Raw genomic sequence first — 22689 nt, 5'->3', positions numbered from 1 at the left:
ATGCAAAGACCCGGGCATGGCCCGGGTCTCTGTTTTTGCTTGCTGTGGCAGGGAGGCTTATCAGGCCCGCTCCACCGCTACCGGCGCCGGCAGGCGGATGGTGAGGGAGAGCACCAGCGCCACCACCAGCAACACCAGGATCAGGTTGAAGGTCGCCATAAAGCCGCCAAACAGGGAGGCCACGATGGAGCCGATGATGCTGCCCAGACCAAAGCCCAGATAGATGACGCCGTAGTTCTTGGTCAGGTTGTTGAGACCGAAGAAGTCGCTCACCAGCGAGGGGTAGACGGTGATGGTGCCGCCGAAGCTGAACGCCACACAGGCCACCGCCACGAAGAACAGGTTGGCGTTGAGCGGCACAAAAAGCAGCAGCACCATGCCCGCCAGGGTGATCAGCTGGGCGATGGTGATGACCCGGATACGGGACATCTTATCGGAGAGGATCCCCAGCACCAGACGGCCACCGAGGTTGGCCATGGCGATGATGGCAACGGCGTTGGCGGCCACCGCAGTCGACAAACCGACCATGCTTTCGCCGATATCTTTGGCGACGCCGATGACGTAGAGGCCGCTCATGCAGGCGGTGAGAAACATCAGCGCCAGCATCCAGTACTGCGGCTTGCGCATCGCCTCGGCCAGAGTGAAGTCACGGCTCTCGCTCTGTTGCAAAGAGGCGGCCTGCTTGGGCGCATCCTTCATCAGCATGCCGCCCACCAGCACCATGGACATGGCGATCAAGCCCCACAGCTGGAAGGTGGTCTCAAGACCCGCGCTGGAGAGCAGCAGCAGGTTGATGTATTTGAAACCGAGACTGCCGAGGCCATAGGCACCGATGGAGCAGGCGGAGATCAGCCCCTTACGCTCCGGGAACCACTTCACACAGTTGGATAGGGTCATCAGGTAGCCGGTACCGTCGGCAAAACCGACCAGAATGCCGGCGCAGAGGTAGAGCATCGCCAGATTGCTGGCGTGGGCGGTGAGGAAGAAGCCGATGCCGAGCAGCACGCCAGCACCCAGCGTGACATTGCGCACCCCGAACCGCTCCTGCAGCTTGCCCGCCATGGAGGAGGCGACTGCCAGCGACAGGCTGAGCAGGCCAAAGGCGAAGGCCACCTGACTCACCGGCTCGTCCAGCTTGTCGGAGAGCTGGGCGTTGAACAGACTCCAGGTGTAGACAGAACCCAGTGCGAACTGGGTGATGATGGTACCGATCAGTGTCAGGTAGCGGGTGCGATTCATCTCTTTGGTCATGATGCGTCTCGGTCGATGGCCTTCAGGAAATTGAGGCCACTATAGGCAAGACGCAGCTCGCGCCGATCGATTAAGGCATGAAATGCAGATCGGCGGGAATGAATGACAATCAGAGCCGCATCAGCTGACGGAACGCCTTGATGTTGCTGCGACTGACCGGCACCTCGAACGGCAGATCATGGAGCCGGATGAGATAGGTGCTGTTGAACCAGGGGACTATTTCGCGGATCTTGTTGATGTTGACGCAGTAGGAGCGATGGCAACGGAAGAACCCCTCGGCAGGCAAGCGGCTGACAAACTCGCTGATGGTCATGGTCATCACGTAGCGATCATCGCGGGTGTAGACATAGGTGAGCTTCTCATCGGCTTCCGCGTAGTAGATCTGCTCGCAGGGGGTGACTATGATGCGCTCCCCCTTCACCAGATTGACGGTGCGATTCTGCGGGCTGATCACGTCGCCGCTCACCTCCCCCGTGGTGGCTGGCTGCGACTTGCCCGCATGCTCGAGCTTTTGCAGCAGATTGATGATGCGCGGCTCGTTGTAGGGCTTGAGGATGTAGTCGAACGCCTCCAGCTCGAACGCCTCCACCGCAAACTCCTTGTAGGCGGTGACAAAGACGATGTGGGGCGGATGACTCGACTTGTGCAGGTTCTTGGCCAGCAGCAGGCCGTCGATGGAGGGGATCTGGATATCCAGAAACACCACATCTACTTCGTGATCCTGCAGGTATTTGAATGCCTCCAGCCCATCCTCGAAGCTCGCCACGATCTCGATGGTGCTGTGCTGGTTCACCAGATAGATCAGCTCCTCGCGAGCCAGATATTCGTCTTCCACTATGATCGCTTTCAGCATGACATTGCCCCCTGAAGGAGCGCAGGAGAGGCCAGCTCCTCCCGTATCAAACATTCGTCTTCCACAATAATGGCTTTCAGCATGACAACACCTCTCGCGGCACACACTTATCCTCAACCATGATGGCACTCAGCATGGCATCGACTCCTGATCCGGCAGATAGAAACTCACTTCGGTACCCGGCTCCAGCCGCTTGAGATGCAGGCCGTCGCCATAGAGCAGCTTGACCCGCTGATGCACGTTCATCAGGCCGATGCTGCGGCTCTCCACCCGACCGGCGGCCACGCCGTCGATCACCGCCTGACTGATGCCGTAACCGGTGTCTCGCACCGATACCCGGATGCCGCCCGCCAGCTGTTTCACCTCTATGGTGACCCGACCCGGCGCACTGCGGGGTTGGATGCCGTGCAGGATGGCGTTTTCCACCAGCGGCTGCAACAGCAGGCTCGGCACCTGAATGTGGACATCGTCCACCTCGAACACCACCTCCAGCTTGTCGCCGAAGCGGGCCTGCTCGATGGCCACGTAGTCGCGCACCTGCTGCAGCTCCTCCTGAATGTCGATCAGCTCATCCCCCTTGTTGAGGTTGTAGCGCAGATAATCCGCCAGATTGGCGATCAACTGGCGCGCCTGCTGGGGCCGGATGCGGATCAAGGATGAGATGGCGTTGAGGGCATTGAACAGGAAGTGCGGGTTGATCTTGCTCTGCAGCGCGGTGAACTCCGCCTTGCGGGTCATCTCTTTGAGCTGCTCGATGCGCGACACCTCCATCTGGGTGGAGATAAGCTGGGAGAGGCCCACCGCCATCTCCCGCAGCGAACTGGTGATGCTGTGGGTACGGCGGTAGTAGATCTTGAGGGTGCCGCTCACCGAGCCGTTTTCCCGCAGTGGAATAATGATGACCGAGTGGAAATCGGAGAGGTGATACTGGCGCAGATCGTTGTTGATGATGATCTGATCGAGCAGCACCGCCTGCTGGGTCATGCCGCTGATGGCGTGGTGCTCGTCCAGCTCGTAATAATCCTTGCCCACCCCGACATAGGCCAGCACGTCATGGGTATCTGTGATGGCCACCGCATCGGCGCTGATATCGCGCCGGATCACATCGCACACCTGACTGAGGGAGTGGCGATCGATGTTCTGGAAGAAGGGCAGCGTCTTGTTGGCGATATCCAGCGCCAGCTTGGCCTGCTTGGCGGCAATCAGCTCCTTCTCGTCATCCAGATCCTGCACCAGCTTGATGATGAGGCCGATGCAGAGCGCCCCGGCGATCATCGGATAAGCGATGTGGCTGACGATCTCCACCCCCATTGAGTGAGGCTCGGTCAGCTGCCAGATCAGCAGCATGGTCAACCCTTCGCACAGCATTCCCGCCAGAATGCCGTAGAGCCAGAGCCGCGACTTGCGGCAGCGCAGGTGCAGCCAGGTGGCGAGCAGACCGGCGATAATACTGGCGATGAGGCAAGGGATCGAGGTGTGACCATCCATGTCGATGAGATAGCGGTGCAGGCCGGAGATGACCCCGGCCGGAATGCCGACCCAGGGGCCGAACAGAATGCCGCCGGAGATAATGGCGATGATCCGCACGTTGATCAGCGCCCCCTCCACCGGAATGCCGGTGTAGGTGCTGAACACCGCAAACAGGCAGAAGATGGAGGCCACCAGCACCAGCTCGGCCGGGGTGTGATCCCGCTTCTGGAACAGTCGCTGGAATGGCCGGGTGCGGGTCAGCAAGAACAAGGTCATCAGCATCAGCGCCGCCCGTTCGAACACCGCCAACAACATCATCTGATTCTCAAGCATCTGCGCCCCCTTGCGGCAACCCGACCGATCACCATAACTCCAACCAATAAATCGGGGCCGGATAAACCAGCCCCTGTGACATCAACAGTACTGCCCAGCCACCCAGCCTGAGGACCAGGCCCACTGGAAGTTGTAGCCGCCGAGCCAGCCGGTCACGTCCACCACTTCGCCGATGAAGTAGAGGCCGGGTACCTCGCGCGCCGCCATGGTCTTGGAGGAGAGCTCGTTGGTATCGACGCCACCCAGAGTCACTTCGGCAGTGCGGTAGCCCTCGGTGCCGTTGGGCAGGATCTGCCAGTCACCCAGCAGGTTGGCCACTGCTTCCAGCTCCCGCTCGTTGTACTGGCGCATCGGCTTGCTGACCAGTTGACCCAGCTCCAGCAGCTTGTCGACGAAGCGCTTGGGCAGCTCGCGCCCCAGCACGGTTTTCAGCTCCTGCGCCGGGTGCGCCTGCGCCCACTCCCGCAGGGCGGCCGGAATATCCAGCTCCGGCAGCAGGTTGATGTGGATCTTCTCACCGGCATGCCAGTAGGAGGAGATCTGCAGGATGACGGGGCCGGAGAGGCCGCGATGGGTGAACAGCATCGCCTCTTTGAAGCGGGTGCCATCCTCGGCGGTCACCGCCACCGGCAGGCTGATGCCCGCCAGATCGGCGAACGCCTCTTTCTCTGCCTGATGGAGGGTAAAGGGCACCAAACCGGCGCGGGTCGGCAGCACGTTGAGGCCGAACTGCTCCGCCAGCTTGAAGCCATAAGGGGTGGCCCCCAGCTTGGGCATGGAGAGACCGCCGGTCGCCACCACCAGCGAGTGGCAGCTGATCTCACCCTTGCTGGTGGTCAGCACGAAGCCCTCGTCCTGTTTGCTGACGGTGAGGATCTCGGTCTGGAACTGCAGGGTCACCCCGGCCCAGTCGCACTCGGTGAGCAGCACGTCAACGATCTCCTTGGCGCTCTCGAGGCAGAACAGCTGCCCAAGAGTGCGCTCGTGATAGTTGACCCCGTGGCGGTCCACCAGATCGATGAAATCCTGCTGGGTGTAGCGGGCCAGCGCCGACTTGCTGAAGTGAGGGTTGGCGCAGAGGTAGGCGTGGGCGCCCGCCTGATGGTTGGTGAAGTTGCAGCGACCACCGCCACTGATGAGGATCTTGCGGCCCGGCTTCTTGGCGTTGTCGAGCACCAGCACGGAGCGACCCCGGTAGCCCGCCTGCGCCGCACACATCAATCCGGCCGCACCGGCCCCAATCACCACCACATCGACCTGCTTCATCATCACTCACTTATCAAAAGAAAAACGGCACCTGGCCAGAACCGCGATTGCCTCTGGCGGAACACCACGTTGGTTTCGCATCAGAATAAATAACGGCCCTTAAAAGGGCCGTTATTGTACTGGCTGAACACTAAGTGTCCACGACTATCAGGCGTTGCTGTCCATGATGCTGGCAGGGGCGCCCTTGGCCAGTTCGGCCAGCTCTTTGTCGATGAAGTAGAGGCCTTTGCCATCTTCACCCACCAGACCCAGACGGTCGACGATGCTCTTGAACAGCTTCTCCTCTTCATGCTGCTCGGCCACATACCACTGCAGGAAGTTGAAGGTGGAGTAGTCCTGGGTGGTGAAGGCCACGTGGGCCAGCCCATTGATGCACTGGGTGATGTGGTACTCGTGCTCCAGAGTAGAGCGGAACACGTCACCCAGCGACTTGAACTCATAGGGAGGGGCATCGATAGCACCCAGACGCGGCATGGCACCGGTCTCGCTCACGTAGGTGAACAGGCGCTCCATGTGCTGGCGCTCCTCAACCGCGTGCTGACGCAGGAAGGTCGCCGCCCCTTCAAAGCCCTTGTCTTCACACCAGGCACTCATCTGCAGATAGAGATTGGAGGAGTAGAACTCCAGGTTAATCTGCTCGTTCAACTTTTCGATCATGGCTTGGGCCAGCATCTTGTTTCTCCTCAGTGATGTGGTATCGATTGTCGCCACACTCCGGCTGCGAATCAACCCATCAACGAGAGGGAGATCCCGTTTCTTTCAGCTCAGGGGGTCAGCTCGCCAAGGGAGGCGACATCCACCGGCGCAGCGTAATCGACTCCCGGCAGCTCGAAGCCGTTGAGCTGCATGAAATCCTGCCGCAATCCGGCAAAGTCCCCCAGAGCGTGGAAGTTCTCCGGCGTCACTTTGGGCCAGAGCGCCGAGACGGCGGCCTGAATGGCCGGGTCGAGCTCGTGATCATCCATCCGGATCAACCGGTTGCCATCGGCTACCACCCCATTGGGCCCGTACATCTTGGCGGCAAACAGTCGCTGCATCTGCTCGATGCAGCCCTCATGCACACCGCGTTCCTTCATCACCCCCATCAGCAGGCCCAGATAGACCGGCAGCACCGGAATATAGGCGCTCGCCTTGGTCACCAGCGCCTTGCAGACCGATACCCAGGCGTGACCGCCAACTTCCGCCAGTTGCAGGTTGATGGTCTCGGCGGTGGCGTGCAGATGCTCCTTGGCATAACCGATGGTGCCATCCCGATAGAGGGGATAGGTGGATTCGGGGCCGATATAGGAGTAGGCCACGGTCCGGACACCCGGCGCCAGACAATCGGCCTGCTGCAACGCCTGCATCCAGAGCTGCCAATCCTCGCCCCCCATCACGGTAACGGTATCGCGGATCTCCTCTGGCGTTGCGGGCGCCAGCGACTGCTGCACCAGAGTATCCTGCTCCAGATCCAGCCCCCAACCGCTGAACGGCTGGCCGGTGGTCTTGAGCACGGAGCGCACCTGAGTGCCATCAGACAGCACCCGAATGCCGCTCGCCAGCGAGTAGATCACCAGATCCACCTGCCCCAGCTGCTGGCGGATGGTGTCGATGGCCTGCTGGCGCATGCCGTCAGAGAAAGCATCACCAATCAGGTTGATGGCGATACGCCCCTCTTGCTCCGCCGCCTGCCGAAACCAGATGTTGTTGTACCAACCGGCGCTGCCCTGCCCCTTATCGGAGGGGCCGCGCTCGAACGAAATACCTATGGTGTCGGCCTGCGCGCCAAAGGCCAGCGCAATGCGCGAGGCCAACCCGAAACCGGAGGAGGCCCCCAGAACCAGCACCCGCTTGGGCCCGTTGAACGGGCCAGCCGCCTTGATCCGTTCGATCTGCTGCTGCACGGCGGCGCGACAGCCGATGGGGTGACAGTTACGGGCAACACAGCCCTTGATCTGTGGGTGAATAATCATGAATGAATCTCCAAGGCATCAAGGCGATATGAGGGGCGACCGTTGCGGGCAAACCCGCACCACAGCTGAATCTGCGGATGAATGATCATGGGAAGGCCGCCAAAGAAACTGGCTACAGCATAACCAAGTCGAAGAAGATTAACTTGATGCCGGATCGCTATCAGTAACAAAAGCGGCAGGAAATGAGGCAGAAAAACAAAAGGGAGCGCGAGGCTCCCCAAAGCGGTATTCAGATGCTTTTTATTGTTTTGTGTTCATTGCGAAGCACGGGCCCATCCTATGCCTCTCCCCCCGGATCAGCAAGCCGGGGGGTGTGACCGGCTTCAAACTCTTGTTTGATTTATAGGCAAATGGTGGTTAATAACTGAGTGGCTCACCCTGTGGCACATGAAATTAAACTCATTTAAATCCGAAAACTGTGCCTGAGACACCATTTTAGTTTCAGCAGAGATGGGTATAGTGGGCGAAAGGATCGGTAAGGAGATACCCCATGAGTGGAACAACCTATTACAAGCATATTCTGGCCGCGATCGACCTCTCTGAAGACAACCGCAAGGTGATCGACAAGGCGGTGGACAGAGCCCGTTCCAACGGCGCCAAGCTGTCAGTTATCCATGTCGATGTGGACCTCAAGGATCTCTACACCGAGATGATCGATATCGACATCGACAACGTGCAGGATCAGGTGATCGCTGAAGCGAAAGAGAAGCTGGAGGCATTCCTGGCCTCGGTGGACTACCCCATCGAGAAGAAGCTGGTGATCTGCGGCGATCTGAGCGAGCGAGTCAATCAGGCGGTCAAGGAGTATGAAATTGACCTGCTGGTGTGCGGCCATCGCCAGAGCTTCTGGAGCCTGCTTACCTCGAGCGCCCGTCAACTGATGAATACAGTGCCGTGCGACCTGCTGGTCGTCCCCTTGCAGAAGTGATGAAACCGGCGTAGTTTGATTTGCTATGAATATGACCGCATTCAATCACAACTACTGGTGGTGCTGCTCCTAAACAGGCGGCACCGCGTTTCTATTCAAGATTTCCCAAAGAAAACACCGTGACCGCCGAGAGGCGGTCAACTGTTTTTATCCCTTTGTCGCCTCCCGGCTCACCCAACTGGAGAGAGTGACATGCACAACCCCGTTATCCTGACTGGCGATCGTCCCACCGGCAAACTGCACATCGGCCACTATGTCGGTTCCCTGCGCCAGCGCGTCGAAGCCCAGCACCACTACCGTCAATTCGTGATGATCGCCGACTTGCAGGCGTTGACCGACAACGGCCACAACCCGGCCAAGGTGACCGACAACGTGCTGGAGGTGATGGCCGACTATCTGGCGGTTGGCCTCGACCCGGCCAAGACCACCTTCTGCCTGCAGAGCGCCCTGCCCGCCCTCGCCGAACTCACCTGCTACTACCTCAATCTGGTCAGCGTCGCCCGACTGGAACGCAACCCCACCGTCAAGGCAGAGATCCAGCAGAAAGGGTTCGAGCGCACGTTACCGGCCGGTTTTCTGGTCTATCCGGTCAGTCAGGCCGCCGACATCACCGCCTTTCGCGCCAGCCATGTGCCGGTTGGGGAAGATCAACTGCCGATGCTGGAGCAGACCAACGAGATCGTCCGCCGCTTCAACACCTTAGTTGGCAAGGAGGTGCTGACCGAGTGCCAGCCAATCCTGAGTGACACCGGCCGCCTGCCCGGCATCGACGGCAAGGCCAAGATGTCTAAATCCCTCGGCAACACAATCGAACTCGGCATGTCGGCGGAAGAGATCAAACAGGCGGTGTTCGCCATGTATACCGACCCCAACCACCTCAAGGTGAGTGATCCGGGTCAGGTGGAGGGGAATACGGTGTTCGCCTATCTGGATGCCTTCCACCCCGACAAGGCGCTGGTGGCCGAGATGAAGGCCCACTACCAGCGTGGCGGACTGGGGGACATGCGCTGCAAACAGGTGCTGAATGACTGCCTGCAAACCCTGCTCGCGCCGATGCGAGAGCGCCGCCAAGCCGCCATCGCCGACAAGAACAAACTGCTGGCACTGCTCTATCAGGGCACCGAGCAGGCCCGCGTCATCACCGATGAGGTGTTGGCGGAGGTGAAAAACGCCATGGGGTTGGACTACTTCGCCAGACTGCGTTGAGCCGGTGAGCCCAGCGCATCGGCACCATAGAGGTCAAACACCAGCTGGTGCAGCAGGCTCTTGAACCAGCCGATCGCCTCGTCATGGGCGGTGAGCGGGTGGCCCGCCATCAGGTAGATGATGGGGATGGCGGGATCGAGCTGATGCATCCGTAGCGGATAGTAGCGGCAGAACAGGCGCCCGATCATCTCGGGCACCACCACCAGATAGCGACCACTGGCCATCAGTGGCGGCACCGCCATAAAGCTCGGTAATCTGACCCCCAGCTCCCGCGCTACCCCGAAGCGGGCCAGCCAGAGCTCCACCATCGCCTGACTGTGGCCCCAGCTGGAAGTATGAATATGGGGCCGACTAACCAGCTCGGCGGGCCCCAGCACATCGGGCAGCTCGCTGCCGAGCGGTGACAGGCAGACCAGCGGATTGTTGAACCAATCCTCCCGCCACAAGCGGGGCGAAAGGTGGTTGGCACCGGCAAAACCGATCACCAGATCCAGCTCCCCCTTCTCCAACTCCCGCTCGTAGTCGCTGTCAGCCAAGTCGCACACCTCCAACCGACAGTGAGGCGCGAGTCGATGGAGCCAATCCACCAGCACCGGCACCACCCCATGCTCCACCGAGCCCGGGGTGGCGATACGAAAAATCCGCCGCGCGGTGGCGGGATCAAATCCCTTGGCCTGGCGCAGCCCCTGCTCCAGCATCGCCAATGCCTGCCGTACCGGCCCGGCCAACGCCTTGGCCCGCTCGGTCGGCATCATCTCGCGCCGACTCATCACAAACAGCGGATCATCCAGCGCCACTCGCAACCGCCCCAGCGCGTGGCTGACGGTGGATTGGGAGAGATGCAGCCGATCGGCCGCACGGGTGACGTTGCGCTCCTGCATCAGCATGTCGAATACGGCGAGCAAGTTGAGGTCGAGGCGGGCCAGTGAGCTATCCATCGATATTAACCATAGTGGGATGCCAACAATTCATTTTCGCCATACTAGCAGATTCCCTAGAATGCACAGCTCAATACATCGGAGATTAACATGCGTAGCTATCTGTTATTGCTGGCCATTGGCCTGCTGTGGGGTTCCCAGTTCATTTTTATGCATCAGGCCGTTGCCGAACTGCCCCCCATCATGGTGGCTGCCGGTCGTGCCTTGTGTGGCAGCCTGATCCTCGGTCTGCTCTGCCTGTTTATGCGTCTCAAGAGTGAGCACACCCCGTGGCGCACCTATATGTTGATCGCCCTGATGGATGCCACCATGCCCTTTATCATGGTCGCCTGGGGTCAACAGCATGTTGATAGCGCCACTACCGCCGTGCTGATGGGCTGTATCCCGTTTGTGACCATTCTGGCCGCCCCGCTGTTTATTGCCGGTGAGCGCATCACCAAGAGCGGCCTGCTCTCTGTCATCATCGGTTTTGCCGGTGTCTTGACCCTGTTCTGGCCGAATCTCTCCCAAGGCATGAACGCTGGCCTGATGGGTGCCATTGGCATACTGTTTGGCGCCAGCTGCTTTGCCATCGGTCTGCTGATGATCAAGCGCTTTGCCAAGGATCACCCTGTGGTCGTTGCCCGCAATATCCTGCTTTGTGCAGCAACCCAACTGCTGATTGCAACACCGTTTATTACTGACCTGAGCACCTTGACCATGCCAAGCGGCCAGGCGCTGAGTGCCATGATTGTGCTGGGTAGCCTCTGCACCGGTCTGGTTTACTTCCTTTACATGGTGCTGATCCAGAAGGCTGGCCCGACTTTCGCCTCCCTTAGCAATTATCTGGTGCCGCTGTTTGGCGTGATGCTGGGTGCCCTGTTCCTCGGCGAGCAGATCCACCCAACCACCGGCATCGCACTGGCACTGATCCTCGGTTCGGTTGCCATGAACCAGTGGGCGCAGCAGCGCCGCATGCAGCGCGAGAGCTCACTGTGTCAGGCATCCTGACCACACTGTGCGGTGGTCTGGTCATGATTGCTGGTTGGCAATATCGCCAGCGACTGGCTGGCATGCTGGGGCTGCTGATGGTGCTGCTGCCCTGGCTGTTCGATAGCAAGCTGCAAGCCATGCTGAGCTATGCCATCCATGCCTGAATGCAAGATCTGAGTGTGTGAAGAGAGCGTATCGCTCCTGTTTGGGGACCTTTTTTAAATAACCTCCGATTGTCTCCCGCTACCGGCGCTGTGCGCCGGTTTTTTTATGCCTGCCAGCCAGCGTCAGACCAGATAGCGATAACTGAGCCGCTCGTTCTTGCGCGGGCCAGTGATCTGCCAGCTCAGCAGAAAACCGCCGTCGATCTCGGTCAGCTCGGCGCTGTAGTGATCCGCCCCGCACAGATGGGGCTCGGCGGTCAGCCAGCGGCCATCCCCTTGCGGCAGCAGCTCGAACAGCGCCACCGGCTGCTCATAACGCAGATGAGCGAGGCGGATCCCCCGCGCAGTGCGTTGCCACCAGAAGCGGTTGTGCATGGCAAGCTGCCGCCCGTGAGGCGTGGTGTAGCGACCCTGTTCGCTAAACAGCCAGCCACCTTGGTGATCGGTCACCAGCACAGTTCCCTCACCGCGCCCATTCCAGTCGGTCGCCGACCCCTCGCCATTGCTGGCGGTAAAGGCAAATGCTCCGACCTGTGGCAATCGCGCCCATAAACGCTGGATTGCCGCTTCCATCTCGGCCATCATAGCCCCCTTAAAATTGACAACTGACGATAAATCAAACACATGAACTACTTGATAGGGGTCACCCTGCTCTGGTCATTCTCCTTTAGCCTGATCGGGGTCTACCTCGCTGGCCAGGTGGATGCCTACTTTTCGGTGCTGACCCGCATCGCCCTCGCCACTCTGGTGTTTCTCCCCTTTCTGCGCCGCCGCTGGCTGCGCCCCGCTCTGGTCGCCAAACTGATGGCCCTTGGCGCCATCCAGCTCGGCATCATGTATCTCTTCTATTACCACTCCTTCCTGCTGCTGACGGTGCCGGAAGTGCTGGTCTTCACCATCTTCACCCCCATCTACGTCACCCTGCTCCACGATCTGCTGGAAGGGCGCTTCAAACCCACCTATCTGTGGGGCGCCCTGCTGGCGGTGCTCGGGGCCGCCGTCATCCGCTTCGACGGGCTGACCGAAAGCTATGTGCTGGGATTTTTGGTGGTACAGGGGGCCAACCTCTGTTTCGCGCTGGGTCAGGTGGGCTACAAGGTACTGCTGGCACGGGAGGCGGAGCAACCACCGCAGCTGGCGGTGTTCGGCTGCTTCTATCTGGGCGCACTGCTGATAGCGCTGCCCGCCTGGTGGCTGCTGGGCAAGCCGCAATATCCGACCTCCGGGCTGCAGTGGGGCATTCTGCTGTGGCTGGGGGTGGGTGCCTCCGGCCTCGGCTACTTCCTGTGGAACAAGGGGGCGACACTGGTCAGCAGCGGGGTGCTGGCCATCATGAACAATGCGCTCATTCCGGCCGGCTTGCTGGTCAATTTGCTGTTATGGGGCAAGGATACCGATCTGACCCGGCTGGCGATTGGCGGCCTGCTGATGCTGGCCTCCCTTTGGGTCTGCCAGCGTCACAAGGTCAACCAGCACTGACCGCTGTCAGCCGACCACGGCGTTGCGCTCTCGTCTGGCCTGGCCGTGACAGGTGGCCAATCGGGCCAACAGGTGGTCGAGCTGCTCACCGGGCTGGCTCTGCACCAGCCCGATGCTGACGGTCACCGGCCGCTGGGTCAGCAGGCTGGCGTCGGCAATCTCCAGCCGTAGCCGTTCGGCGATCTCCAGTCCGCTCATCCGCTCGGTCTGGGAGAGCATCAGGATAAAACCGCCCTCATCCCAGCGAGCGAAGGGATCTTCTCGCCGCAGTTCGTGGCGCACGATGCGTGCCAGCTTGGCGATCATCGCATCGCAGGTTGCCTCGCCAAACAGCAACTGGATTTTGGCCATGTGGTCGACTGAGAACTGCAGCAAGCTGAAGCTGCCACTCTCGGTCGCCAGCCGATCTTCAAGCAGTTGCTCGAAGCGACCGCGACTCTCCAGACCGGTCAGCGGATCGGTACCGTGCCGCTCTTCCACCAGCACCACCACAGGATCGAGGTGGCGGACCACCCCCAGCAGATGGCCCCGCTCGTCACGGCGGATGCGCTCTTCCAGCCGGATATAGTGGCCATGATGATGGAGAATGCGGTATTCGAGGCGCAGACCACTGCTGCTGCCGCTCTGGCAGGCCAGCAGGGAGTCTTCCAGCCGGGAGAGATCGTCGGGATGGACCCGATCCAGCCAGCCGAGCTCGTCAGGCCAGTGATCCCCCAGCCCCAACAACCTCAAGCAAGAGGGATCGCGGCGCAACCCCTGTGGCGCGGACCAGGTCCAGATCCCCGCCTCCAGCAGCGCCATCGCATCAGCGAGCAGACCCGGATCAAGCCGGGCAGTCACATCGACTGGGGATGTCTTGAGCATTTCCATGGGGCGCCTCGAAACAGGATCTGAATACCTGCTCAATAAGTAACATTGGCTCTCACGCCGAGCAACAGGGTCAGATCGCTTTTGTGTGATACCCGTTCATCAGGGTCTGCCAGTTCTCCGGAACGAAGTGGAAGCTGGTATGCAATTGGGCCTCTTTATTAAAAGACCGCTGCAACCGTTCCAGATTGGCCTTCTGCCACTCACCGGGGGAGCGGATCGCCCCCTTGTCAAAATCGATGACCCACACCTTGTTCTCTTTATCGATCAGCAGGTTGTGGCTGTTAAGATCGGCGTGATAGACCCCGGCATCGTGAAACTGGCGCACTGTCTGGCCAATCTTTTGCCATACCTCGGCCGCCACTGGCCCCTGTTTGAGCAGGGCCACCATGTCTTTGGCACCGCGAATCCGCTCGATCAGGATATCGGCGCGATAGAAGGGGCCCTGTTTGACCATGCGGGCACCAAACGGACGCGGCACCGGCAGCCTCAGTTCGCATAACTTGGCGAGCAGGGTGTATTCGGCCATGGCGCGGCTCGATTCGACCCCTTCGAACCAGAAGCGATCCCGCACCACCTTGCCCACCATGCCGCCGCGATAGTAGTGGCGCAGCACCAGATGGCGGGACTCATCCTTGACGAACCAGGTCACCCCCCGACCAATGGCGGTACCCACCACCTGTCGGTTGTTCTGCCACCAGGCAGGATCGAATAACTGGGGAGAAGGGTCGCGAAAGGCCCCTTCGGCATACCAGCAGATCTGGTTGTGTTCGGTCTGTATTCGCATTATGAAGATCCCGCTCGGTGGGTCATTGATCGCTTGCGCGATGAGGCTGCCGCTCTGGCATGCGCGCAATTTTACAATCCGCAGGGGAGTTTGCATAATGCCATCCACCCTTTTTGCCAGCAGTGCGCCACAACATGCCGCTATTTCAAACGCCACCCTCCTCCATCTGCATCCTGCGGCTCTCCGCCATCGGGGATTGCTGCCACGCACTGGCGCTGGTGCGGGTCATCCAGCGGGAGTGGCCACAAACCCGCATCACCTGGATCACCGGCAAAATAGAAGCAACCCTGTTTGCCGATCTGCCCGGGGTCGAGGTGATCCCTTTCAACAAGAGCAAGGGGTGGCGCGGCTATCGCGATCTGTGGCAAGCCCTCAAGGGGCGCAAATTCGATGCCCTGCTCCACCTGCAGGCCGCCATGCGCGCCAGCATTGCCACCCTCGGCATCCGGGCCAACATCAAACTCGGCTTTGACAAAGAGCGGGCCAATGACGGTCAGTGGTTGTTCACCAACCACAAGGTGCCATCCCCCGCCTCTCCCCACGTGCTGGACGGTTTCCTCGCCTTCGCTCAAGAGCTCGGCATCAAGGATCTGACTCCGGACTGGCAACTGCCCATCAGTGCCGAACATCAGGCATGGGCAAAGGAGAAGATTGGCGGCAAGCCGACCCTGCTGATCTGCGCCGCCGCCAGCAAGGCGTTCAAGAACTGGACCGCAGCTGGCTATGCCGCGCTGGCAGATCACGCCGCCAGCAAGGGCTTTCAAGTCTACCTCTGTGGCGGGCCGGCCAAGCTGGAGCGGGATCTGGCCGCCGAGATCCAGCAACTCAGCCACAGCAAACCGGCCGATCTGGTGGGGCAGACCAACCTCAAGCAGTTGTTGGCACTGATTGGCGAGGCGAGTCTGGTGCTGGCTCCCGATACCGGCCCAACTCACATGGCTACCCTGGTCGGCACGCCGGTGATTGGCCTCTATGCCCACCACAATCCGGCGCGCACCGGCCCCTATCTGTGTCGCGACTACGTGGTCAGCGTCTATCAACAGCTGGTCGAACAGGAGACCGGCAAGCCGCTGGTCGAGCTGAGCTGGCGCACCCGCCTCAAGGACCCGGAGGCCATGAGCAAGATCACCCGCGAGCAGGTGATCGCCGCCTTCGACTGCCTCTGCGCCGATCGCCAGTTGCCGCACTGAAAGGGCAACTCGGAAATTCCGAGCCATCAGGCAGGGATAACCTGATGGCCCCTGTCCATCCTCACAGGCACAATGCTGGCTGATGTGGGTTACGCTCCCGCAGCAAGCTACGAATACTTTGATCGGCTGGAATATGATTCCGGCCGTTTTTTTATTCGCCGTATTCTGGTAAAATTCGCCGCCTTTACATCCCCCTAATTCAAGAATTTTCCGCGTTTTGCGTTTGGCTGTCTCCCTTTCGGGCACAAGACGGCGGCCTCTGCTACAACCAAAACACCGGTTTCGATTAAAGGTAATAACATGGCGCAACAAGGCACTCTCTATATCATCTCTTCTCCGAGCGGCGCGGGTAAATCCAGCCTGCTCAATGCCTTGCTGACCAAACCTAACGCCGCAGGCAAGATGCAGCTGTCAGTTTCCCATACCACTCGCGCCACCCGCCCGGGCGAAGAGCATGGGGTGCACTACCACTTTGTGCCGGTGGAAGAGTTCAAGGCACTGATCGAGCGCGGTGATTTTCTGGAGTGGGCCGAAGTGTTCGGCAACTACTACGGCACCTCCCGCGCCGCCATCGAAGCTTGTCTGGCCAAAGGGATCGACGTATTCCTCGATATTGACTGGCAGGGTGCCCGCCAGATCCGCGAGCTGATGCCGACCAAATCCATCTTTATTTTGCCCCCCAGCCGTGAAGAGCTGGAGCGCCGCCTGATTGGGCGTGGTCAGGACAGCAGCGAGGTGATCGCCGGCCGGATGGCGAAAGCCATTGCCGAAATGGTGCACTACGACGAGTATGACTATGTCATTATTAATGAAGACTTTGAGCAGGCACTGCTCCAGCTCGGGTCCATTATTGAGTGCCAACGGCTGGAAATGCGTAACCAGCAACAGGCTCAAAAAAACTTGCTGCAACAGCTACTGGCAGAATAAGCCAAAAACAAGTAAACTTTTGCGTCATTTTTAAACACTGCTTTTCTAAATACAGAAAGCCCAAACACTGGAGTCCTGCATGGCACGCGTTACTGTAGAAGATGCTGTAAAACAGGTAGGTAACCGTTTTGACCTGGTGCTGGTCGCCGCCCGCCGCGCTCGTCAAATCGCGGTACAAGGCAAAGATCCCCTGGTCGACGAAGAGAACGACAAGCCGACTGTGATCGCCCTGCGTGAGATCGAACTGGGTCTGGTAAACAATCAAGTGATGGATACCCAGGACCGCTACGAACAGCAAGAGCAGGAAGCCGCCGAGCTGGCTGCCGTTGCTGCCATCGCCGAAGGTCGCGGTTAAGTAATTTCTCCGGTTGGCACCCGCCCGGGTGCCGACTGTTCATCCCCATTTACAACCGCTCGAAAACCTCGCAAACTCAGGGCTATACCTCAATTCCACGAATTGCCGTTTCACCGCTGCGGGGACTGTCTTGTATTTATTTGAAAACCTTAAAGAAATAGCCAGTTCCTACCTGCCGTCAGAGCAGGTCGAGAAGCTCAAGCAAGCCTATGTGGTGGCCCGTGACGCACACCAGGGTCAGATGCGCTCCAGTGGCGAACCCTATATCACCCATCCCGTTGCCGTAGCCCGTATCCTGGGCGACATGCGTCTCGACCATGAAACCCTGATAGCCGCAGTACTGCATGATGTCATCGAAGACACCTCGGTGACCAAGGTCGACCTGGCCGAGCAATTTGGCAGCGCTGTTGCCGAGCTGGTGGCCGGGGTATCCAAACTCGACAAACTGAAGTTTCGCGATCGCAAAGAGGCTCAGGCCGAGAACTTTCGCAAGATGGTGATGGCGATGACCCAGGATATCCGGGTCATCCTGATCAAGCTGGCCGACCGCACCCACAATATGCGCACCCTGGGTTCGTTGCGTCCGGACAAGCGCCGCCGCATCGCCCGGGAAACCCTCGAAATCTTCGCCCCCATCGCCAACCGCCTCGGCATTCATACCATGAAGAACGAGCTGGAGGAGCTGGGCTTCGAGGCACTCTACCCGATGCGATCGCGGGTGTTGCGGGAATCGGTACGGCGGGCTCGTGGCAACCGCCGCGAAATCATCGACGCGATCCAGAGTGAAATCAGTGGTCGTCTGCACGAAGCGGTGATCGAGCATCAGGTCAGCGGTCGCGAGAAAAACCTGTTCTCCATCTACAACAAGATGGAGAAAAAAGAGCTGCAATTTCATGAGGTAATGGATATCTACGCCTTTCGGGTCAAGGTGAAGGACATAGATACCTGTTACCGGGTGCTGGGGCAGATGCACAGCCTCTACAAGCCGCGCCCCGGCCGCTTCAAAGATTACATCGCCATCCCCAAAACCAACGGCTACCAGTCGCTGCATACCTCGCTGGTTGGCCCCCACGGGGTGCCGGTGGAGGTACAGATCCGCACCGAATTTATGGATCAGATGGCCGATAAGGGTGTAGCCGCTCACTGGACCTACAAACAGGATGGCGACAGCTCCGGCACCACGGCACAGATCCGCGCCCAGCGCTGGATGCAGAGCCTGCTGGAACTGCAGCAGAGCGCTGGCAGCTCCTTTGAGTTTATCGAGGGGGTTAAAACCGACCTCTTCCCCGATGAAATCTACGTCTTTACCCCGGAAGGGCGCATCATGGAACTGCCCACTGGCGCGACGGCGGTGGACTTTGCCTATACGGTACACACAGATATCGGTCATGCCTGCGTTGGTGCGCGGGTCGATAGGCACCCCTACTCCCTGAGCAGCCCGCTGCATTCTGGCCAGACAGTAGAGATCATCACGGCGCCGGGCGCCCGCCCCAATGCAGCCTGGCTCAACTTCGTGGTGACCACCAAGGCACGCTCCAAGATCCGTCAGTTCCTCAAAAATCTGCGTACCGAAGAGTCGGTGGTGCTGGGTCGCCGCCTGCTCAACCATGCGCTCGGCGCCAAAAATATCGAAGATATTTCCGAACCGCGCATCAAACAGGTGCTGGCAGATACCAAACACGAGAACCTACAGGGGTTACTGGCCGATGTGGGTCTGGGCAACGCCATGAGTGTCATGGTGGCCCGTCGCATGCTGGGTGATGAGCTGCCGCCTGATGAACAACCCAAGTCCAGCAGCAAGAAGATGCCGATCAAGGGTGCCGACGGCATGCTGGTCACCTTCGCCAACTGCTGCCGCCCGATCCCGGGAGATGCCATCATTGCCCATATCAGTCCGGGCAAGGGGCTGGTGATCCACCAGGAGTCTTGCCGCAACATCAAGGGCTACAGCAAAGAACCGGACAAGTACCTGCCGGTGCAGTGGGAACTTGACAAGGATCAGGAGCAGGAATTCCGTAGCGGCATCAGTGTCGAGATCGTCAATCATCAGGGTGCGCTGGCGGAGCTGGCCAACGTGATTGCCGCCACCGGCGCCAATATTCACGCCATCAGTACCGAAGAGAAGGATGGCCGGATCTATCTGGTCAGCCTGCTCATCACCACTAAAGGCCGGATCCATTTAGCCAATATCATGCGCAAGATCCGCGTAATGCCCAACGTGCTCAAGGTGAGCCGACAAAAGAACTGAACACAGGCGGCGCAAGCCGCCTGCTGCTTTTATAGCGACAACCATTGCCCGGCATGCTGCCGCGCACCATCGTCATGCAGGCCCAGAGTCAACTCGCTTTAACCGTCGGCATGCACGAGAAGAGTGCACAAACCTCACCGAATAGACATTGATATGACCCCTGAACGCTTTAAACGAATCTCCGACATGCTGGCCCAGCGCCAGCTCGATTTGACCGTCTGCATGGAAGAGGTCCACAAACCTCACAATCTCGCCGCTATCGTGCGCACCGCCGATGCCATCGGCATCCACCGAGTACACGCCGTCTGGCCCAAAACCTGGATCCACAAGCGCAAGGGCACCGCCCGCGGCAGCCAGAACTGGGTGGATGTAAAACTGCACCCGGATATCGGCAGCGCCGTTGCCGAGCTGAAAGCCTCCGGCATGCAGATCCTGGCGACCCATCTCTCCGACAGTTCGGTCGATTTTCGCGCCATCGACTACACCAAACCGACCGCCATTCTGGTGGGTCAGGAGAAGCACGGCATCGGTGAAGAGGCGCTGGCACTGGCCGATCACCATATCGTCATCCCCATGGTCGGCATGGTGCAGTCCCTCAACGTCTCGGTAGCCGCTGCCGCCATCCTCTACGAGGCCCAGCGTCAGCGTGAGCTGGCCGGTTGCTATCAGCGCGGCTGCCCGCTAAGTCTGGAAGAGCAGAACAGCATACTGTTCGAAGGGGGTTACCCCATCTATGCCCAGCTCTGCAAAGAGAAAGAGATGCCCTACCCCCAACTCGGCCCGGCCGGTGAAATTGTGGCGGACGAGGCGTGGTGGCAGCGGATGCAGCTGACCCGCAAAGGCTGGGCGCAGCAGAGCGAGCAGGACGATCTGCAGGAGGAGTGATGGAGAACCCTTTTGGCAGCTGGCTGGAGTCCCGCATCATCCGGGATCACCTGAGCAACCCGAACATAGAGGCCGGTGACTACAGCTACTACTCCGGCTACTACCACGGCAAGCCGTTCGAGGATCACTGCGTCCGCTACCTGCTCGGCGATGGCTCGACCCGCGAAACCTGGGAGAGCGGCCTCTGGGGCGCAGTGGATCGGCTGATCATCGGCAAGTTCTGCTCTATCGGCTCGGGCGCCACCTTCATGCTGGCAGGCAATCAGGGCCACCGGCTGGATTGGGTCTCCACCTTTCCGTTCAATCCCGACACCTTTGGCGAAGGGGCTCGCAGCGGCTTTCTGCGCAAGGGGGACACCCGGATTGGCAACGATGTCTGGATCGGCTCGGAAGCGATGATCATGCCCGGCATCACCATCGGTGATGGCGCCGTCATTGCCGCCCGTGCCGTGGTGACCAAGGATGTTGCCCCTTACACCATCATGGGCGGCAACCCGGCCCAACCGATCCGCCGTCGCTTCAGCGATGAGCAGATCGGCATGCTGCAAGAGATGCGGTGGTGGGATTGGCCCCTGCCCCGCTTGCAAGCCAGCATGGCGCTGCTCTGCTCGGGGGATATCGCCGCCCTTTATCACCATTGGCAACAGGAGTGTGCCTGATGAAACCCCTCTCTCTTTCCCTGTTGGCCCTGACCCTGTTTTCTGCCGGAGCCCTTGCCGTGACCAATACCTATCCGCTCACCAGCGAAGCCGATGTGCCCACCCTCTACCAGCAAACCCTACCCGACTTCTGGCGTCAGCATGCGGTCGAAGGGGAGTTCAAGGGTAAGGATGGGGTAACCATCCGCTATGCCGCGCTGCGGCAAGCCAAGGTCGATCGCGCCATCCTCATCGTCAATGGCCGGGTCGAGAGCTATCTCAAGTATCAGGAGCTGGCGTGGGATCTCTGGCGTCAGGGCTACAGCCTCTATCTCATCGACCATCGCGGTCAGGGGATGTCTGGCCGGATGCTGGCTGACCCGCAGAAGGGATATGTCGACCAGTTCGACGATTATGTGCTCGATCTCAAGCAGTTTCACGACCAGGTGATCATGGCGGATCAGCCCGCCAAGCTGTTCCTGCTGGCCCACTCCATGGGCGGCGCCATCTCGGCCCGCTATCTCGAGCGTTGGCCTGATGATATCAAGGCGGCCGTGCTCTCCTCCCCCATGCTGGGCATCAATCTCGGCGGCCTGCCCAAGTGGCTGGCCAAGGGCTTGGCGACCACCATAGGCACGGTCGGCGACTGGATCGGCGAGCCCCCCTACGGCCCCGGTCAGGGCGGCTATAAGGATCACGGCTTTGCCGATAACGAGCTGACCCACAGCCAGTCCCGATATCAGGCGTTCCGCCAAATCTACGAGCAGCACCCGCAGATCAAGCTGGGGGGCGCCACCGCACACTGGATTTATCAGGGGATCACCGGTGCCGATGCCGCCATCGCCGATGCGGGCGCCATCAAAACACCGCTGCTGGTGCTGCAGGCTGGCAACGACAGCGTGGTGGACAATGCCGCGCAGGATCGCTTCTGTACCCTGGCCAACTGCGAAGGGGGCAAACCGCTGCGGATCGAGGGAGCCTGGCACGAGCTGTTTATCGAATCCGATGACAAGCGCCAGCCCGCCCTGACTGCCATGGCTGACTTTTTCGCCCGCTTCTGAGCAGGCTATTTTTTGTAACCCTAAATAAATGGGGTGACAGTGCGGGCTAAGGTAAACTGCCCCTGTTTTCAATCGATGCCGAGGTAATGATGTTCAAGGTAGTTGTATCCGATCTCGATGGCACCCTGCTCAACAAGCAGCACCAGATCTCTTCCCGTACCCGGGATACCCTGCACCGCCTGGTAGCACAAGGTGTAAAGTTTGTGGTTGCTACTGGTCGTCACCACGTTGATGTGCGCAGCTTCCGCGATGCCCTGGGAATGGACATCTACCTCATTACCTCCAATGGCGCCGTGGTCCATGACAAACAGGATCAGCTGATTTTCAACCAGCCGCTGCCGACCGAGATCGCCGCCGAGCTGATTGCACTGGAGCGCGACCCTTCTATCCACCTCAATGTCTATCAGGGTGATGATTGGGTGGTGGAAGAGGAGCTGCCATGGCTGCTGCAATTCCATGACGAGTCAGGGTTCACCTACCGTCTGGTCGATGACCTGAAGCAGGAACCGAAAGAGAAGATCAACAAGGTGTTCTACATCGGCGACCACGAGAAGCTGCTGAAGATCGAGGCACACCTCAACCAGCGTTACGGCGACCAGCTCAACGTCACCTTCTCCCTGCCGGATTGCCTCGAAGTGATGCACGCCGGGGTTCACAAGGGCAACGCGGTACGTGCCGTACTGGAGCAGAACGGCTTCGACATGTCAGAGGCGATCGCCTTTGGCGATGGCATGAACGACTTCGAGATGCTGACCATGGTGGGCCGCGGCATCGTGATGGGCAACGCCCATGACCGCCTGAAAGTGGCACTGCCGGAGTATGAGCAGACCCTCACCTCCGATGAAGATGGCGTTGCCGTCTATCTGGAAAAACTGTTCGAGCTGGAGAGCGTCAGCGCAGCCTGACCCTCTCCATATCC

The 22689-nt window shown here is 59.7% G+C and carries 23 protein-coding genes; 13 read left to right on the top strand and 10 right to left on the bottom strand.

Features of this window, described 5'->3' with window-relative positions; translation table 11 throughout:
- Window positions 1-60 precede the first annotated feature (60 nt).
- The 6 genes from ACY8FN_RS03835 to fabV form a co-directional block, all read right to left on the bottom strand.
- Window positions 61-1251: an L-lactate MFS transporter gene (locus ACY8FN_RS03835; protein ID WP_005357090.1), complete on the bottom strand. Its 1191-nt coding sequence runs from the start codon at window positions 1249-1251 to the stop codon at window positions 61-63.
- A gap of 109 nt (window positions 1252-1360) precedes the next feature.
- Window positions 1361-2104, bottom strand: coding sequence for a LytR/AlgR family response regulator transcription factor (locus ACY8FN_RS03830; RefSeq protein ID WP_139728398.1), 744 nt, complete (start codon window positions 2102-2104; stop codon window positions 1361-1363).
- Window positions 2105-2233: 129 nt separating this feature from the next.
- Complete coding sequence (locus ACY8FN_RS03825; protein WP_463099271.1) at window positions 2234-3907, bottom strand: LytS/YhcK type 5TM receptor domain-containing protein; 1674 nt, start codon at window positions 3905-3907, stop codon at window positions 2234-2236.
- 81 nt (window positions 3908-3988) lie between these two features.
- Window positions 3989-5173 (bottom strand): BaiN/RdsA family NAD(P)/FAD-dependent oxidoreductase, encoded by a 1185-nt coding sequence (locus ACY8FN_RS03820; protein ID WP_216641256.1) that lies wholly within the window; start codon window positions 5171-5173, stop codon window positions 3989-3991.
- Between the two features lie 147 nt (window positions 5174-5320).
- Window positions 5321-5845 (bottom strand): non-heme ferritin, encoded by a 525-nt coding sequence (gene ftnA / locus ACY8FN_RS03815; RefSeq protein ID WP_463099270.1) that lies wholly within the window; start codon window positions 5843-5845, stop codon window positions 5321-5323.
- A gap of 92 nt (window positions 5846-5937) precedes the next feature.
- On the bottom strand, window positions 5938-7125 hold the full coding sequence (fabV, locus tag ACY8FN_RS03810; RefSeq protein ID WP_463099269.1) for an enoyl-ACP reductase FabV: 1188 nt from the start codon (window positions 7123-7125) through the stop codon (window positions 5938-5940).
- A gap of 490 nt (window positions 7126-7615) precedes the next feature.
- On the opposite strand from fabV, the gene ACY8FN_RS03805 reads away from it, so the two are divergent.
- Together ACY8FN_RS03805 and trpS are read left to right on the top strand one after the other, a co-directional pair.
- Window positions 7616-8053 (top strand): universal stress protein, encoded by a 438-nt coding sequence (locus tag ACY8FN_RS03805; protein ID WP_005339229.1) that lies wholly within the window; start codon window positions 7616-7618, stop codon window positions 8051-8053.
- A gap of 192 nt (window positions 8054-8245) precedes the next feature.
- Window positions 8246-9259: a tryptophan--tRNA ligase gene (gene trpS / locus ACY8FN_RS03800; protein WP_463099268.1), complete on the top strand. Its 1014-nt coding sequence runs from the start codon at window positions 8246-8248 to the stop codon at window positions 9257-9259.
- On the opposite strand, the gene ACY8FN_RS03795 is transcribed toward trpS, so the two are convergent.
- Window positions 9238-10197: a LysR family transcriptional regulator gene (locus tag ACY8FN_RS03795; RefSeq protein WP_042022998.1), complete on the bottom strand. Its 960-nt coding sequence runs from the start codon at window positions 10195-10197 to the stop codon at window positions 9238-9240. The two genes, trpS and ACY8FN_RS03795, sit on opposite strands and share 22 nt — an antisense overlap.
- Window positions 10198-10287: 90 nt before the next feature.
- Here ACY8FN_RS03795 and ACY8FN_RS03790 point away from each other — a divergent pair, with 90 nt between their 5' ends.
- The gene (locus tag ACY8FN_RS03790) at window positions 10288-11187 is read left to right on the top strand and encodes a DMT family transporter (RefSeq protein WP_101323206.1); all 900 of its coding nucleotides are present in this window, start codon (window positions 10288-10290) and stop codon (window positions 11185-11187) included.
- Entirely contained in the window at window positions 11172-11333 is a 162-nt protein-coding gene (locus tag ACY8FN_RS03785) for a hypothetical protein (protein WP_463099267.1), read from the top strand. The genes ACY8FN_RS03790 and ACY8FN_RS03785 overlap by 16 nt, the downstream gene beginning before the upstream one ends.
- Window positions 11334-11456: 123 nt before the next feature.
- Here ACY8FN_RS03785 and ACY8FN_RS03780 read toward each other — a convergent pair whose 3' ends face one another.
- Window positions 11457-11915 (bottom strand): DUF6314 family protein, encoded by a 459-nt coding sequence (locus ACY8FN_RS03780; RefSeq protein ID WP_463101128.1) that lies wholly within the window; start codon window positions 11913-11915, stop codon window positions 11457-11459.
- Window positions 11916-11957: 42 nt separating this feature from the next.
- On the opposite strand from ACY8FN_RS03780, the gene ACY8FN_RS03775 reads away from it, so the two are divergent.
- A complete protein-coding gene (locus ACY8FN_RS03775) occupies window positions 11958-12812 on the top strand; it encodes a carboxylate/amino acid/amine transporter (protein ID WP_463099266.1) in 855 nt (284 codons plus the stop codon).
- Between the two features lie 6 nt (window positions 12813-12818).
- Here the strand turns inward: ACY8FN_RS03775 and ACY8FN_RS03770 are convergent, their stop codons facing one another.
- A complete protein-coding gene (locus tag ACY8FN_RS03770) occupies window positions 12819-13682 on the bottom strand; it encodes a sensor domain-containing diguanylate cyclase (protein WP_139719784.1) in 864 nt (287 codons plus the stop codon).
- 70 nt (window positions 13683-13752) lie between these two features.
- Window positions 13753-14466 (bottom strand): 3-deoxy-D-manno-octulosonic acid kinase, encoded by a 714-nt coding sequence (locus tag ACY8FN_RS03765; protein ID WP_463099265.1) that lies wholly within the window; start codon window positions 14464-14466, stop codon window positions 13753-13755.
- A gap of 134 nt (window positions 14467-14600) precedes the next feature.
- Here ACY8FN_RS03765 and ACY8FN_RS03760 point away from each other — a divergent pair, with 134 nt between their 5' ends.
- The 8 genes from ACY8FN_RS03760 (at window position 14601) to ACY8FN_RS03725 (ending at window position 22675) form a co-directional block, all read left to right on the top strand.
- On the top strand, window positions 14601-15656 hold the full coding sequence (locus ACY8FN_RS03760; protein ID WP_463099264.1) for a glycosyltransferase family 9 protein: 1056 nt from the start codon (window positions 14601-14603) through the stop codon (window positions 15654-15656).
- Window positions 15657-15956: 300 nt separating this feature from the next.
- On the top strand, window positions 15957-16583 hold the full coding sequence (gene gmk, locus ACY8FN_RS03755) for a guanylate kinase (RefSeq protein WP_101323201.1): 627 nt from the start codon (window positions 15957-15959) through the stop codon (window positions 16581-16583).
- A 79-nt stretch (window positions 16584-16662) separates the two neighbouring features.
- Window positions 16663-16938: a DNA-directed RNA polymerase subunit omega gene (rpoZ, locus tag ACY8FN_RS03750; protein WP_005307060.1), complete on the top strand. Its 276-nt coding sequence runs from the start codon at window positions 16663-16665 to the stop codon at window positions 16936-16938.
- Between the two features lie 130 nt (window positions 16939-17068).
- Window positions 17069-19186 (top strand): bifunctional GTP diphosphokinase/guanosine-3',5'-bis pyrophosphate 3'-pyrophosphohydrolase, encoded by a 2118-nt coding sequence (spoT, locus tag ACY8FN_RS03745; RefSeq protein WP_139691574.1) that lies wholly within the window; start codon window positions 17069-17071, stop codon window positions 19184-19186.
- A gap of 153 nt (window positions 19187-19339) precedes the next feature.
- Window positions 19340-20071, top strand: a complete 732-nt coding sequence (trmH, locus tag ACY8FN_RS03740) for a tRNA (guanosine(18)-2'-O)-methyltransferase TrmH (protein WP_463099263.1) — start codon at window positions 19340-19342, stop codon at window positions 20069-20071.
- Window positions 20071-20730 (top strand): CatB-related O-acetyltransferase, encoded by a 660-nt coding sequence (locus ACY8FN_RS03735; protein WP_463099262.1) that lies wholly within the window; start codon window positions 20071-20073, stop codon window positions 20728-20730. The genes trmH and ACY8FN_RS03735 overlap by 1 nt, the downstream gene beginning before the upstream one ends.
- Window positions 20730-21770: an alpha/beta fold hydrolase gene (locus ACY8FN_RS03730; RefSeq protein WP_463099261.1), complete on the top strand. Its 1041-nt coding sequence runs from the start codon at window positions 20730-20732 to the stop codon at window positions 21768-21770. Before ACY8FN_RS03735 ends, ACY8FN_RS03730 begins: the two co-directional genes overlap by 1 nt.
- Window positions 21771-21859: 89 nt before the next feature.
- Window positions 21860-22675, top strand: coding sequence for a Cof-type HAD-IIB family hydrolase (locus tag ACY8FN_RS03725; protein WP_101345860.1), 816 nt, complete (start codon window positions 21860-21862; stop codon window positions 22673-22675).
- The last annotated feature ends 14 nt before the right edge of the window (window positions 22676-22689 follow it).

The sequence above is a fragment of the Aeromonas sp. 160P genome, assembly GCF_055193095.1.
This window is presented reverse-complemented; position numbering and strand designations above follow the sequence as displayed.

Coding starts and splice junctions, on each gene's coding strand:
- ACY8FN_RS03835 (WP_005357090.1), bottom strand. CDS start 1,251: ATGACCAAAGAGATGAATCGCACCCGCTACCTGACACTGATCGGTACC.
- ACY8FN_RS03830 (WP_139728398.1), bottom strand. CDS start 2,104: ATGCTGAAAGCGATCATAGTGGAAGACGAATATCTGGCTCGCGAGGAG.
- ACY8FN_RS03825 (WP_463099271.1), bottom strand. CDS start 3,907: ATGCTTGAGAATCAGATGATGTTGTTGGCGGTGTTCGAACGGGCGGCG.
- ACY8FN_RS03820 (WP_216641256.1), bottom strand. CDS start 5,173: ATGAAGCAGGTCGATGTGGTGGTGATTGGGGCCGGTGCGGCCGGATTG.
- ftnA (WP_463099270.1), bottom strand. CDS start 5,845: ATGCTGGCCCAAGCCATGATCGAAAAGTTGAACGAGCAGATTAACCTG.
- fabV (WP_463099269.1), bottom strand. CDS start 7,125: ATGATTATTCACCCACAGATCAAGGGCTGTGTTGCCCGTAACTGTCAC.
- ACY8FN_RS03805 (WP_005339229.1), top strand. CDS start 7,616: ATGAGTGGAACAACCTATTACAAGCATATTCTGGCCGCGATCGACCTC.
- trpS (WP_463099268.1), top strand. CDS start 8,246: ATGCACAACCCCGTTATCCTGACTGGCGATCGTCCCACCGGCAAACTG.
- ACY8FN_RS03795 (WP_042022998.1), bottom strand. CDS start 10,197: ATGGATAGCTCACTGGCCCGCCTCGACCTCAACTTGCTCGCCGTATTC.
- ACY8FN_RS03790 (WP_101323206.1), top strand. CDS start 10,288: ATGCGTAGCTATCTGTTATTGCTGGCCATTGGCCTGCTGTGGGGTTCC.
- ACY8FN_RS03780 (WP_463101128.1), bottom strand. CDS start 11,915: ATGGCCGAGATGGAAGCGGCAATCCAGCGTTTATGGGCGCGATTGCCA.
- ACY8FN_RS03775 (WP_463099266.1), top strand. CDS start 11,958: ATGAACTACTTGATAGGGGTCACCCTGCTCTGGTCATTCTCCTTTAGC.
- ACY8FN_RS03770 (WP_139719784.1), bottom strand. CDS start 13,682: ATGGAAATGCTCAAGACATCCCCAGTCGATGTGACTGCCCGGCTTGAT.
- ACY8FN_RS03765 (WP_463099265.1), bottom strand. CDS start 14,466: ATGCGAATACAGACCGAACACAACCAGATCTGCTGGTATGCCGAAGGG.
- ACY8FN_RS03760 (WP_463099264.1), top strand. CDS start 14,601: ATGCCGCTATTTCAAACGCCACCCTCCTCCATCTGCATCCTGCGGCTC.
- gmk (WP_101323201.1), top strand. CDS start 15,957: ATGGCGCAACAAGGCACTCTCTATATCATCTCTTCTCCGAGCGGCGCG.
- rpoZ (WP_005307060.1), top strand. CDS start 16,663: ATGGCACGCGTTACTGTAGAAGATGCTGTAAAACAGGTAGGTAACCGT.
- trmH (WP_463099263.1), top strand. CDS start 19,340: ATGACCCCTGAACGCTTTAAACGAATCTCCGACATGCTGGCCCAGCGC.
- ACY8FN_RS03735 (WP_463099262.1), top strand. CDS start 20,071: ATGGAGAACCCTTTTGGCAGCTGGCTGGAGTCCCGCATCATCCGGGAT.
- ACY8FN_RS03730 (WP_463099261.1), top strand. CDS start 20,730: ATGAAACCCCTCTCTCTTTCCCTGTTGGCCCTGACCCTGTTTTCTGCC.
- ACY8FN_RS03725 (WP_101345860.1), top strand. CDS start 21,860: ATGTTCAAGGTAGTTGTATCCGATCTCGATGGCACCCTGCTCAACAAG.